Below are 12,368 nucleotides of genomic sequence, written 5' to 3' on the forward strand. Positions count from 1 at the left end.
CGCGCGATCGCGTGTCAAGACACGGCGATCGAGCGTCCCGGATTTCGCTTAGCTCAACTGAGAGAAGTTCGAGCGATCAGCTGTTGAAGTACGCGCGAACCGAGGAGTCGGTGAGGACGCGGAAGGAGCGCGCATTCATGTAGACCGCGACCAGCGCCGCCGCCGCATCGAGCAGCAAGGAGAAGGACCACTGGCCGAGGAACTCCAGCACGCAGTGTCCCGCCCCGAGCGCCCCCGTGATCGTCGTGATGGCGGTGGTGATGAGCAGGATGAAGCGGGTGATGTGCCCCTTCGCAAGGAGGCGCCGCCCGATGAAGAACATGCCCATCAGGCTGAAGAGGAAGACGATGGCCGCCCACGTCAGCGAAAAGAACCCGAAGCCATTCCTTAAAACGTAAAAGAGCGCCGAGAAAACCGCAAAACCGTACCAGGCGTTGGTCAGCGACTCGATCTTCTGCCTCGCGTTCATCTCCAGCCTCCAGCTTTCCTACTCGGTCTCTACGTTCTGACCCCGAGAAAGATTTCCCGCAACCTCTCTTCTCCGGTAACCGAACCGTACCGTAGAAAACGGCGATGCCACGGTCCGGCAAAGGCGAGACACAATGACGGCAGAGAAAACGACGCAAGTTGGTGCGTGGCCCCTCTGGAAGCGCGCGGGCTTTCGCTTCCTTTTCGTTTACATCCTTCTCTACTGGTACCCGTTCCCGCTCGGCTTCCTGCCGGGTACCCATGATTGGTCGGCCGCGTGCCAGAAGCCTCTGTACTTGCTCGCGGCTTGGGTCGCCAAGCACATCTTGCACGTGAGCGCCGAGATGCTCGCCTTCAATGGGAGCGGCGACCGAACGTACAACTACGTCAACCTGCTCGACATGGTCGTCCTCTCCGCGATTGCGGCCATCGCTTGGACGGCATCGAGCCATCGGCGGACGAACGAGGTTCGGCTCTACGCCGGTTTGCGTCTGATGGTGCGGTATGCGCTGGGCCTGACCATGGTGTTCTATGGGTTGGTCAAGGTCATCAAAAGGCAGTTTCCCGATCTGCCACCTGATCTCTTGGTGCAGACGTTCGGAGAAACGTCTCCCATGACGCTCCTCTGGAGCTTCATGGGGTATTCGACGGCGTACACCTTCTTTGCAGGCGCGAGCGAGCTACTGGGCGGCGCCCTCCTGCTTTTCCGCCGCACGACGATGCTCGGTGCCCTCGTGAGCAGTGCCGTCATGGCCAATGTGGTCATGCTGAACTTCAGTTACGACGTGCCGGTGAAGCTGTTCGCGTCCCATTTGCTCTTGATGGGCATTTTCCTGCTGTGGCCCGATTTGCCGCGGCTTGCGAACATGTTCTTGCTCCATCGGCCGTCACCGCTGCGATTCGATCGGCCCTGGATGAATTACGTTAAGGTGGGGCTCAAGGTCTTCGTCATCGGCGGCTTCGTCAGCTCGATTGCGTTCGAGCAATGGCACCGATATCGCCATGACGGAGACGGTGCGCCCAAAGCGGATTTCGAGGGAATCTACGAAATCGACAGCTTCACCCGAAATGGAGAAGCCGTTCCGCCGCTGCTCACGGAACGAACGCGCTGGCGCTGGCTCACGCGCCAGCGAACGACGCTGGTCATCCGCCCGGTGGCCGGCCCCGCGCAGAAGTACCGTGTGGAACGCGACGAAGGTTCGAAGGGTCTTACGATCGTCACCTCGGCCAAGCCGGATAGCAAATGCGTGCTCACGTATGCACCCGCGGAGAACGGACACATCGTCTTTCGAGCGAACCTCGGAGAGGACATGATCGAGGCGACGGCCCACAAGGTGGACGAGTCGCAGTTCTTGCTCGTCAACCGTGGCTTTCACTGGATCAACGAGAAGCCACTCAAGAATTGAACCCGCAAGCCCGTAACCCCCTTCACCCCTGAGCATTCTTCCGGCTACGCCAGAACTGGACACCGCCGTCCGAGCTCCGGCTCGACGTGAGCGCTGAGATCACCTGCCACGAGGCGTTCGCCCGACATGTAGGCAATCACATGGCTCGATGTGCAACCGGTGCGGCCGGATGACGGCGCCTCAATACCGACTGCCCGGCCCGATTTTCAAATAAAAGGTTCGTTCCGTAACGGCAATAAGTCCGAGAACGAAAGGACGAATCGGACGATGAAATTGCGTTTCTACCTGTGGATTTCCATCGCGCTTTACGCGGCACTACCCGCATGCGGTTCGGGTCAACGGAGTGCGTCGAGCGCCTCCCAAGAGATCGCCAACTGTTCGGCGCGCGGAAAGGCACTGGGACCCGTTTGGGCCGACCTTCTCGCGCACCAGAGCGAGGGCAGCCCGAAGAAGCTGGTGCAGTTTCGTCTGAAGGGCGAGACGGCGGTCGTCGATGTGGACGACGAAGGCGGCACGGACGATTCGGTCGCCGCGTCGACAGCGCATTACGAGGCAAGTTGGGATAGGGCGCGCAACGACTGGACGATCACCTCGTGCTCCGGGCGCGCGACGAAGTGTCATCGCGGTTGGGCGAGCCAAAATACCTGTTTGTGATTTCGTTCAGCCGGTGAACCTCGAAAGCGCATACGGTTCGAGGCTCACGATCGGATCTTTGCCAATGGCGAGACGGGCAGCGGATTCGCCGACGGCGGGGGCGAATTTGAAGCCGTGGCCCGAGCATGCCGAGGCGTAGCTCACGTTGGGATGATGGCGCGTGCGGTCGATGATGAAGTTACCGTCATTGCTCAGCGTGTAGAAACAAATGCGCGACCGGATGGGAACGGGATCCAGCGAGGGGAACACCTCTTCGATGTAGTCGGCCATCTCGTTGCGGAAGACGTCGCTCACCACGCGATCGGGCATGCGCGGATCGGCCTCGACCTGTTGCCGATTGTGAAATCCGATTTTCACGCCGGCGTCATCTTGACTCGGGAGGCCGTAGAGGAGGCGCCCATCCGAAGCCTCGTGGAGGAACACGGGGAACCGGCCCGGGTCGTATTCGCTTTCCTCACCGGGGCGGGGGCGGAACCAATAGATGGGCACGCGCACGGGGCGCAGGAAGGGGCGAACCTCCTCGATGAATTCGCCCGCGATCCACGGGCCCGTGGCCACGACGACGGCGGCGCACGCGAACGAATCGCCCGAGGCCGTCGACAGCGTGATGCCGCCGCCGGAATGGGTCACCTTCGAAACCCTGGTCCCGAATCGAAGCTCCGCCCCGCGCCCCACGGCCCGGTCGAGCATGGCCAGCCGGGCGCGATCGGCCAGCACCATGTACGCGCCGGGCTCGTAGATCGCTTCCATATCGCCGGACATTCGGAACGCGGGATAACGCTCGCGCACTTGGGCGGCGTCGAGCATCTCGTGCGGAATGTTCCCTGCCCGTGCGGTATCGCGGCTGCTGCGGACGACCCCCGTCGCCTTGCTTCCAACGAAGAGGCCACCCGTGTGCACGACCACGGGCACGTCGCAGTCGGCTTGAAGCGCCGTCCAAAGATCGTGCGCGCGATTCAGAAGCGGGAGGTACGCCGCCCCTTCCCAATACGCACGCCGAAAGATGCGGCTCTCACCGCGGGAGGAGCCAAAGCCGTGCGTCGGGCCGAATGCATCGAGCCCAATCGCGCGAATGCCCTCGGCGGCAAGGTAATCCACCGCCGAGGCGCCCACGATGCCCAGGCCGATCACCGCCACGTCGTAGGACTTCATTGGCCCGCCGATTTTCGCAAACCGGCAACGGCGTCGCGGAGCTTGGTGGTGCCGCGGCGAAGCTCGCCCCTTCCCGCCTCGGCGTCGATGCGGCCGGCGTTGTGGGCGTCGTAAAGCTCCACGACGAGCTTGGCGTAGCTCTCGCCGATGCCGGCGCGCTGCAGGCTCTCGAGCCAGTCGGAACGCGGAATTTCGCGCGCGACGACCTCGCGACCGACGATGGATCCGAGAGCCTCGGCCACGTCGAGCGGGGTGTAGCGGCACGGCCCCTCGACGTGCACGATGCGCGGGTGGGCGCTGGCACGCGTCTCCATGAGCAGCTCGGCCGAAATCACCCCGACGTCATCGGCCGAGACGGTGGGGTACAGCTTCGTCAGCGGCTGATGCATCGTGGGAAAGTTACCGGTCTCGGCCGCGTAACCGGCAAAGCGCGCCACGTTTTGCATATGCTCCGCCGAGCGAAGAAACGTCAGCGCCGCGTCGATCTTGCGCAGGCGCTTCTCCAAGTGATGGAACACGAGCGTCACGCCCGTGCCCTCGGCCAACTCGGCACCGTAGTCGGAAATGGCCATGATCGAAGGCGCTCGGGACGCGGCGAGCGCGTCGGCCAACGTATCGACGGCACCGGTCATCTCCGCGAACGCATCGCTGCTGCGCGCCAGCACCGGACAGATGACCTGCACGACGACGGCCCCTGAAAAAGCCGCCTCCAGCGAGGCTTTGTCGCCCAAGTGTGCCACGGCGACCTCGCACCCGGCGGCCTCGAACTCGGCTGCTTTGGCAACGTCGCGAACGATGGCCCTCACCGGGTAGCCGTGCGCGAGCAGCACCCGGATCGTCGCCCTCCCTACTTTCCCCGTCGCTCCAAGAATTGCGAACATGCAAAGCTCCCTGGCGGCATTGTAAAGCCCAGTTTGATACTCTTTCCAGTCTTTCCCGGCTTCTTCTTCTCGCCCCGCGGAACCATAGTTTCCGCGGCCACGAGAAAAAGGACATCAAAGGAGACCATGGTGATGGAGTACACCCGCTTCGGAAATACAGGGCTCGTCGTTTCGCGCCTCGCCTTTGGGGCGATGACGTTCGGTTCGGGCAACATTCCGTCGATCTACAAGGTCGACGAAGGAAACGCGCGGGCGCTGGTCGATCGAGCGCTCGAGGCAGGGATCAACTTTTTCGACACCGCGGATGCGTACGCGGAGGGTCAGTCGGAGCGCATCCTCGGGCAGGTGTTGGGCGCGCGCCGCAAGGATGTCGTGATCGCGACCAAGGTGGGCATGCGCAACGGGGCGGGGCTCGACCAGACGGGGCTCTCGCGCCGGCACATCTTCGCCTCGTGCGAGGCGAGCCTTTCGCGGCTCGGCTCCGACTACGTGGACCTCTACATCGTGCATCGCTTCGATCCGGTCACGCCGGTGGAGGAGACCTTGGAGGCGCTGAACGACTTGGTCCGCAGCGGCAAGGTTCGCTACGTGGGGTTCTCGAATTGGTCGGCCTGGCAAGCCGCCAAGGCGGTGGGCCTGCAAGAGAAGCACGGGTGGGCGCGCTTTGCGGGCGCGCAGATGTACTACTCACTGGTGGGCCGCGACATCGAGCACGAGGTCATCCCCTTCGTGCGGGACGCGGGCATCGGCACGATGATCTGGAGTCCCCTGGCCTCGGGCTTTCTCTCGGGAAAGTACACGCGCGAGAACCTGAACGACCAGGACAACCGCCTCTCGGGCTTCGACTTCCTCCCCTTCGACAAGGAAGCCGGCTTCCGCCTCGTCGACGCGATGCGGCCCATCGCCAAAGCCCACGAGGCCTCGGTCGCCCAGATTGCCATTGCTTGGCTTTTGCACAAGCCGGGTGTCAGCACCATCCTGGTCGGCGCGACGAAAATGCACCAACTCGAGGACAACCTGGGCGCCACCTCCGTCAAGCTCACGGCCGACGAGCTGAAGACGCTCGATGAAAAAAGCCCCCACGCGAACTATTACCCCACGTGGTTCACCGAGCGCCTCCGCGATCCGGTCATCGTCAACGCCTTGAACGGCACGCGCTAACACGTCGCAACGAGAAGAAGAAGACCGCCAGGACGCCAGAAGAGAGGCGCCAGGATCGCCAGATGAACCAACGATAAACCCTTTTTTTTTTGGTTTATTGCCGTTTTTGCGGGCGATCCTGGCGGTCTTGGCGGTTCCCTCTTCCTATTCGAGACCTATGCTCACCGATTCAGGGGCGGATCCCGCCTCATTGCTTCAAAAGCTGGTGGTAGGCGAAGTTGTTCGACTGCTGGCCGCTGCACAAGGCAATGTCGGTGGCGCCCCGGCAGGGTTGGTCGCGGTTGATGGCCCAGAAGGAGACGAGGCCCAGCGATTTGCTCTTGGCGAAGCTCGCGAGGATGCGGGCATCGTCTTGGGTGAAGATTTCGCTCGATACGTCGTTCTGGCCAATCATCGGGGTGGCGCCGAGCATCTTGTAGGCCGCCGCCTCGCTGAGACCGGATATCAAACTTCGCAATTGCGTGTTGGCGTCGGTGAGGGCGGATACGGCGAGATCGCCCATCTTCTTTCCTGAGCTGTAATAGGAACCGTAATCCATCGTCATCAAGTTCACGCGCCAGATGTGCACGCCGGCATTCAATGCCGAACGCAACACCTCGAGGCTGGAGGCGTTTACGCCGCCCGGGGTATTCCACTTGTCGCGCGGGGTCGCGGCGAGGGTGAAGGAGATCTGTGCGCCCGTTTGCTGCTGCACCGTGCGCAACGCCGAGGCGCGAAGTGCGTTTACCTGCGAGGTCATCGCACCGGCTTGCTCGACGTCGAAGTCCAGGTCTTTGATCCCGGTCGCATTGACATAGTTCGTGATGACATTGGCCATGGCGCTCGCACTGCTGCACGCGTTCTCCAAATAGGTGCCATTGGCGCCGCCGAAGGACACCTTCAATTTTCCGCCTGCCGCGCGGAAGGCATTCACGTCGCTCTGGTGCGCCTGCACGTCCGTGGTCGCTGCGCACCCGCCATTGGATAGGACGAAGGCCAATGTCGCCGACGAGGGCCCGCCTTTGTTCTTCATATCGACGAGGCTCGTAAAGGGATAGGCCGAATTGCCCCAACCCCACGTATAGAAATAGGGCGCGTATTCGGCACCGCCACCGCCACCACCGCCGCCTCCCCCACCGCCACTATCGCTGCCTCCTCCTCCACCGGCGTCCGTTCCTCCGCCTGGCCCACAATCGACCGATTTCCACAAAGATGCGGCAGCCTCGGGGTTCCACGCGGGCTGGCTGGTGTGGGCTTGAATGCATTCGTACGACTTCCCGTTGTATCGCACGACCTTACCCACGGAGTACGCCACACCGCTGGTCCAATCGGTGGCATTCGAACAATCGGCGAGCGATTGCGACTGCTCGTCCGGGACATTCTCGGCGGTGCCTTCGCAACCGAAGGCCAATGAACCCACCAGGGCGAGGACGAAAAACGACGAAACGGTACGCACCATGTTTCTGCTCCTTTTCAGGCAAGGGGTCGCGAACGCTCGCGACAACGCCCCGCGGCAGAGCAATGGCGGTACCAACTCGACTTTTGCCGAGCTTTGCCGAGTCTCCCAAGACGTACATGCACGATGCGATCATGGTCGCGCCGCGATCCATTGCGCCCGAACGCATTAAGCTTTCACGTGCATGCTTCGCGAGCTCCTGATCGTGCTGGGCCTCATTTTGCTCAACGGCGTCTTCGCGGGGGCCGAAATTGCGCTCTTGTCCGTGCGCAAAGCCCGCATTTTGGAGCTTTCCGCAAAGGGGAACGAGCGGGCCCGCGCCATTGAAGCGCTGCGGAAAAATCCGGAGCGCTTTCTCGCCACGGTGCAAATTGGAATCACCGTCGTGGGTGCTACCGCCGCTGCGTTCGCTGGCGAGACGAGTGCCGAGCGCATGGCCGCATTTCTCCGCATCGCGGGGCTCGGTGAGGAGGCCGCCGAGGATCTTTCCTTGGCCGCCGTCGTGGCCGTAATCTCGTTTCTTTCGCTGGTTCTCGGCGAATTGGTTCCCAAATCGCTCGCGCTTCGTTCGGCCGAAGCGTACGCACTCGCGGTCGGGCGCCCATTGTATTGGCTGTCCCGATTGGCAACGCCGCTCGTCTGGATTTTGACGGCGAGCTCCAACTTGGTTCTGAAAATTTTCAAAGATGAAACCAGCTTCGTCGAATCGCGATTGACCGCGGAAGAGCTGCGGCAAATGATCGAGGACGCTGCACGCGCCGGAGAGCTCGACAGGGCCACCACGGAGATGGCCACGCGCGTCTTCGACTTTCGCGAACTGCGCATCGATGCCGTGATGGTGCCACGCCCCGCCATCATCGTGCTGCGGCACGATGCACCGCGCGCGGACATTGAATCGACCCTTGCGCGCACGACCTTTTCACGGCTGCCCATCACCGGCGACGGTGTGGACAACATCGTGGGCTACGTGCGCGCCCGCGATGTTTATGCGCAACTCGCACGCGGAGAGGCCGTCGATCTCCACGCATTGAAGCACCCGGTCCCCTTCGTCGCGGAAACCATGCGCGCGCTCGATGTGCTGCGGCACCTTCAGCGAAAGCAGCAGCCCCTCGCCATTGTGACGGATGAGCAGGGCGGCGTCTCCGGTTTGGTCACGGTCGAAGATTTGGTCGAGGAAATCGTTGGCGAAATTTTGAATGAGGGGGAGAAAACGGAACCATTGATCCACAAAGAGCCGGACGGCTCCACCCTGATATCGGGATTGACGCCCATTCACGAGATCAATCGTGCACTCGGATTGGATTTGCAGCCCGGCCGCGGATTCAGCACCGTAGGCGGATTCATTGTCTCTGTTTCGGGACAGTTGCCTCAGCAAGGATCCACGGTACAAACGCCAGATGGTGCGGAGTTCCTGGTCGAACAAGTGTCAACGCGCCGCGTCTTGTCCGTCCGTCTAATCCGGCGACCCTCGCCCACATGATCCTATTGATCACGTTGAACTGATCGACAAGATCGTTGATTAAGTAAAGAAAGCTTCCTAACAAAGAGCACGCCGAAGATTCGTCCCGGCGTGCCGGCGCTCATTGCGCACGGTTTCTATCCCCTGCAGGCAAAGGAGGCTTCCCATGATTTTGCGCTCCATCAAAGTCGCAGCATGCAATGTGGTCATTTTCGCGGTGGCTGGCCTCAGTGCCTTTGGATGTTCCGCGTCCGAAGAAGAGATGTCCGCAGACACCCAATCGGATTCGCTGGCGGCTGGCCCCACAGCCGCGCAGCTCCTTGAAAAAGTGAAGACGTGCAATCAGGTTTCCAACGGCAAATACCGAACCGACGACGAAACGTCGGCTTCCGTGGCGGTGTGCGATAAGAATGGCGCCGTCTTTTGGAAGGCCGATATGGATATCGACTGCGATGGTCTGAGGACATCGAAATGCAATGAGAATACCGACCCGTGGTATCAAAACGATACCGCGTTCCACCAATCGAACGGCCAGCCGTTGAATGCGGAGACGACGCCCTACGTGGTGGTTCCGAGCCCGAGTGGCACCTGGAACTACAAGAACTTCGGCATCCAGGGCGGTTCCGTCGTCGCCATCATTTACAACAACAAGGTGATCTACGCGCCCGTCGGCGACACCGGCCCCACGAACATCATCGGCGAAGCATCCTACGGCGCCGCGGTGGCTTTGGGCATCAATCCCAACCCGGCCAACGGCGGCACCGACGGCCCGGTGACCTACATCGTCTTCAAGAACTCCAAGGTCTCGCCCATCGAGAGCAAATCCAAAGCCGCCGAACTCGGCGCCCAACTGGCGCAAAAGTTCATCGACAACAACTAAGAAGATTCACAGGGAGGCGGGGAGACGGGGAGGATTTTTATTTGGAGCAGAGCTCCTCAAATCAAGAACCTTCCATCCCTTCCCGCCTTCATGTCCAATCCTCCGGCCGTTACACTGGCGCGAAGGTTCGAAGATTCAGAGAGAGAGATTCACATGAAGGCGGGAAGGCGGGAAGGATTCTTATTTGGAGCATAGCTCCTTGAATCAAGAAAACCTTCCATCCCTTCCCGCCTTCATGTCCAATCCTCCGGCCGTTTACATATCGTCCCTGAGTTCGGGGAATTTTTGGACGAGCTCTTTCAACCGATGGTCGTTGGGGGCCATTTTGTGGGCGCGGGAGAAGGCTTCTCTTCCCTCTTCGCGGTGGCCCGCGGAGAGGTGGGCGCGCACGAGCCAGGCGACGATGAGGACACTGTTGCGATCGGCGGCGAGGGCGCGTTCGAAATGCTCGGCGGCGCGTGAATACTCCGTCCGCTGGTAAAGCTGGAGGCCGCGCGCAAAGACGAAAAGCGGATCCGACGACGCGATGGCCTGCGCGCGAGTCTCGAAGCGCTGCGCCAGATCGAACTTCTTCGCTCCGTAGGCCGCCTGAATGGCGTTCGTGTAGAACGGCTTGTAATTCGGAAAAATGGTCATTGCGTGCTCGGCCACGTCGAGTGCCTCGCCGAAGTGTTTCTGCCGCAGGTGGGCCACAATCAAATTGTTGTGGAGCTCCGCCAATTGCGGGCGCTTCTCGACGAGGAAGGAGAGCATCTTCTCCGCCTCGCGCGGACGCCCCTCGTTCATCGTATAGGCGGCTACGTTGTTGAAGTAGAGAGAGATGGCCGCAGCATCGTCGATGCGGTGATAGGCCGCGAGGTGCCAATCGTCGTATGCATTGGCAAAGTCCACGACGATGTCGTCGGGATTGTTCCCGTAGCCCACCGCAATGTGCGACGACGCATAGAGCGAATCGCCCGATTCGTAATACGAGAGAACCTCGCTCGCGTGAACGAAGTGCGTCTCCAGCCCCAGGTGACGCGACAGCGCGACGAACAGCATCGCGTACGTCATGCAATCACCCCGGTGCTCGCGGTATGCGCGCTTGACCGGAAGCGAAACGCCCTGCACCTGCTCGAAGCCGATGTTGCGGTCGTTCAGGAGGCGGATCAATCTGTGGAGGCGCTCGCGCGGCTCACCACGCCGGCCGATGGCCGTCTCGACGTCTTGCTGCATGTCGGGACTGAGCTCCATCGGATTCTCGAAGGCCAATCCATTGGCCCGAGCCTCCGCCACCAACTCCGCGACCGTGGTGCCGGGTGGTGCGACCTTCGGCGATTGACATCCGAAGGCCGCAACCGACAACGCGAGCCACACGGAAAACAGGAGCCCACTCGACCTTGCCCTTGGCGAAACGACACCTGGCATGGAACACCCCACTCGAACATGGAGTGTACCACAAATCGAGGCAGTGCCCGCTTCGACGCTTAGCTACAAAGCTTGCGGCGATAGGCGCGGGGCGTTACGCCGTGCCACTTCATGAATGCGCGCTCGAAACCGCGCTCGTTTGCATAGCCCAAACGCAGGGCCACTTCGTAGATGCTCAGCGAGGCATCGTGCAGGTACCGCTCTGCAAGTTCGCACCGTATACCTTCGAGCACGCCATAGAACGACATGTGCGCTTCGCAAAGGCGACGCTGCAGGGTGCGCGAGCTGATTCGCAAACGGCGCGCAACCTCTGTCACCGTGGGGGGCACGCTCTCGTGCAGGCAGCTGCGGATCTGCCGCTCGAGCCCGGGCACCGCACGCTCGGCCGCCGGCTCCGGCGGAAGCAAAGACGTGGCGTATTCGTCGAGCCACTGAAGCAGACGCTCGTCGCCCGAGGGGACCGGGAGCGACAGCACGCTCGCCTCGAAGGCAATGCGATTGTGCGGAGCGTCAAAACGAAGTCGCTCCGTGCCGAAGAAGGCCACGAGCTCGGACAGATCGGCGGGCGCCGGGTGCGCAAACTCGACGGAGGCCGCGCGCATCGGCTTTTCCTCGACGGAGTCGCCTTCGGCGCTCCTGGTTTGCGTGAGCTCCCGCAAGAAGCGGAGAAACGAAGCGAGCACGAACTCGTTCCCCTGCCGGCCCATGCACGACGGCTCGTCGGCAATGCGGTAGGTGAGCAACACTTCGCCGCAGCGCGTTTCGACGTCCAGCTTTGCGATCTCGGACACCAATCGCCAATAGCGCTGGGTGCGCTCGAGCGCCGTGTCGATGTTTCGCGTGTGGCGAACGACGAATTCCAAAATACCGAAGCTACCGCGCGGCGCTTCTTGGGCCGCATGCAGGCCGATGAACTCGTCCTGCAGCAGCTCGGCCAACTGTTCGTTGGCGCTACGGTATGCGGACAACGGCAACGTGATGGCCTTCACCAGGTCGCCCGTCGTTTCCGGAATGGCCAGGCGACGCCGAAGCTCTTCGACGGCACCTTCCGCGAGGTTTTTCCCAGCCTTTTGCGCAAAGGCAAGCAATATAGGTAGGGACTGTGAGCGCACCAACGCGCCCGCACTGTTTACAGCAGAGTCCGGAATAGGTTCGACACCGGCAACGGATGCAACCTCGGAGACTCCGAGCTCGCGCCCGTCCACCAAAGGAACCATGTTCACCACGCTGGACTCGGCCGCGGGAACTCCTTGCATCACGCCCGTTATGTCAAGCACCGCCATTGCCATCTTCGAACCAAACCTCCGAACGTTCTATACGAGGGCAGGATCGATTCGATTAAGTCGGGCACTGCAAAAGTGCCCTGGACGAGTTGAAAAACGGGCGCGGCCCTGGCATACCCTTTTCCGGAGCGGTGTTTTTAGGGCTGCCGAGGGGCTCCGCCGCCCCAAACCCCGAGAAAATC

11 protein-coding genes are annotated in these 12,368 nt (G+C 61.6%); 5 read left to right on the forward strand and 6 right to left on the reverse strand.

The window, feature by feature from the left end; translation table 11 throughout:
• Nucleotides 1–76 precede the first annotated feature (76 nt).
• Nucleotides 77–469: a hypothetical protein gene (locus LZC95_26415; protein ID WXA90024.1), complete on the reverse strand. Its 393-nt coding sequence runs from the start codon at nucleotides 467–469 to the stop codon at nucleotides 77–79.
• A gap of 133 nt (nucleotides 470–602) precedes the next feature.
• Here LZC95_26415 and LZC95_26420 point away from each other — a divergent pair, with 133 nt between their 5' ends.
• The gene (locus LZC95_26420) at nucleotides 603–1,874 is read left to right on the forward strand and encodes a hypothetical protein (GenBank protein WXA90025.1); all 1,272 of its coding nucleotides are present in this window, start codon (nucleotides 603–605) and stop codon (nucleotides 1,872–1,874) included.
• A gap of 267 nt (nucleotides 1,875–2,141) precedes the next feature.
• Nucleotides 2,142–2,528 (forward strand): hypothetical protein, encoded by a 387-nt coding sequence (locus LZC95_26425; protein WXA90026.1) that lies wholly within the window; start codon nucleotides 2,142–2,144, stop codon nucleotides 2,526–2,528.
• 6 nt (nucleotides 2,529–2,534) lie between these two features.
• On the opposite strand, the gene solA is transcribed toward LZC95_26425, so the two are convergent.
• Together solA and LZC95_26435 are read right to left on the reverse strand one after the other, a co-directional pair.
• On the reverse strand, nucleotides 2,535–3,680 hold the full coding sequence (solA, locus tag LZC95_26430; protein WXA90027.1) for an N-methyl-L-tryptophan oxidase: 1,146 nt from the start codon (nucleotides 3,678–3,680) through the stop codon (nucleotides 2,535–2,537).
• Nucleotides 3,677–4,561: an NmrA family NAD(P)-binding protein gene (locus tag LZC95_26435; protein WXA90028.1), complete on the reverse strand. Its 885-nt coding sequence runs from the start codon at nucleotides 4,559–4,561 to the stop codon at nucleotides 3,677–3,679. Before LZC95_26435 ends, solA begins: the two co-directional genes overlap by 4 nt.
• Nucleotides 4,562–4,687: 126 nt before the next feature.
• Between LZC95_26435 and LZC95_26440 the strand changes: the two genes are divergently transcribed.
• On the forward strand, nucleotides 4,688–5,722 hold the full coding sequence (locus LZC95_26440; GenBank protein WXA90029.1) for an aldo/keto reductase: 1,035 nt from the start codon (nucleotides 4,688–4,690) through the stop codon (nucleotides 5,720–5,722).
• 187 nt (nucleotides 5,723–5,909) lie between these two features.
• On the opposite strand, the gene LZC95_26445 is transcribed toward LZC95_26440, so the two are convergent.
• Nucleotides 5,910–7,160, reverse strand: coding sequence for a glycosyl hydrolase family 18 protein (locus LZC95_26445; protein ID WXA90030.1), 1,251 nt, complete (start codon nucleotides 7,158–7,160; stop codon nucleotides 5,910–5,912).
• A gap of 181 nt (nucleotides 7,161–7,341) precedes the next feature.
• Between LZC95_26445 and LZC95_26450 the strand changes: the two genes are divergently transcribed.
• Together LZC95_26450 and LZC95_26455 are read left to right on the forward strand one after the other, a co-directional pair.
• The gene (locus LZC95_26450) at nucleotides 7,342–8,637 is read left to right on the forward strand and encodes a hemolysin family protein (protein WXA90031.1); all 1,296 of its coding nucleotides are present in this window, start codon (nucleotides 7,342–7,344) and stop codon (nucleotides 8,635–8,637) included.
• 145 nt (nucleotides 8,638–8,782) lie between these two features.
• The gene (locus LZC95_26455; GenBank protein ID WXA90032.1) at nucleotides 8,783–9,496 is read left to right on the forward strand and encodes a glycoside hydrolase family 75 protein; all 714 of its coding nucleotides are present in this window, start codon (nucleotides 8,783–8,785) and stop codon (nucleotides 9,494–9,496) included.
• A 255-nt stretch (nucleotides 9,497–9,751) separates the two neighbouring features.
• On the opposite strand, the gene LZC95_26460 is transcribed toward LZC95_26455, so the two are convergent.
• Complete coding sequence (locus LZC95_26460; GenBank protein ID WXA90033.1) at nucleotides 9,752–10,852, reverse strand: tetratricopeptide repeat protein; 1,101 nt, start codon at nucleotides 10,850–10,852, stop codon at nucleotides 9,752–9,754.
• Between the two features lie 110 nt (nucleotides 10,853–10,962).
• The gene (locus LZC95_26465) at nucleotides 10,963–12,159 is read right to left on the reverse strand and encodes an AraC family transcriptional regulator (GenBank protein WXA90034.1); all 1,197 of its coding nucleotides are present in this window, start codon (nucleotides 12,157–12,159) and stop codon (nucleotides 10,963–10,965) included.
• Between the last annotated feature and the right edge of the window lie 209 nt (nucleotides 12,160–12,368).

The sequence above is a fragment of the Sorangiineae bacterium MSr12523 genome, assembly GCA_037157775.1.
Classification (GTDB): Bacteria; Myxococcota_A; Polyangia; order Polyangiales; family Polyangiaceae; genus Pendulispora; species Pendulispora brunnea.

Coding starts and splice junctions, on each gene's coding strand:
- LZC95_26440 (WXA90029.1), top strand. CDS start 4,688: ATGGTGATGGAGTACACCCGCTTCGGAAATACAGGGCTCGTCGTTTCG.
- LZC95_26465 (WXA90034.1), bottom strand. CDS start 12,159: ATGCAAGGAGTTCCCGCGGCCGAGTCCAGCGTGGTGAACATGGTTCCT.
- LZC95_26435 (WXA90028.1), bottom strand. CDS start 4,561: ATGTTCGCAATTCTTGGAGCGACGGGGAAAGTAGGGAGGGCGACGATC.
- LZC95_26425 (WXA90026.1), top strand. CDS start 2,142: ATGAAATTGCGTTTCTACCTGTGGATTTCCATCGCGCTTTACGCGGCA.
- LZC95_26445 (WXA90030.1), bottom strand. CDS start 7,160: ATGGTGCGTACCGTTTCGTCGTTTTTCGTCCTCGCCCTGGTGGGTTCA.
- LZC95_26455 (WXA90032.1), top strand. CDS start 8,783: ATGATTTTGCGCTCCATCAAAGTCGCAGCATGCAATGTGGTCATTTTC.
- solA (WXA90027.1), bottom strand. CDS start 3,680: ATGAAGTCCTACGACGTGGCGGTGATCGGCCTGGGCATCGTGGGCGCC.
- LZC95_26450 (WXA90031.1), top strand. CDS start 7,342: ATGCTTCGCGAGCTCCTGATCGTGCTGGGCCTCATTTTGCTCAACGGC.
- LZC95_26415 (WXA90024.1), bottom strand. CDS start 469: ATGAACGCGAGGCAGAAGATCGAGTCGCTGACCAACGCCTGGTACGGT.
- LZC95_26420 (WXA90025.1), top strand. CDS start 603: ATGACGGCAGAGAAAACGACGCAAGTTGGTGCGTGGCCCCTCTGGAAG.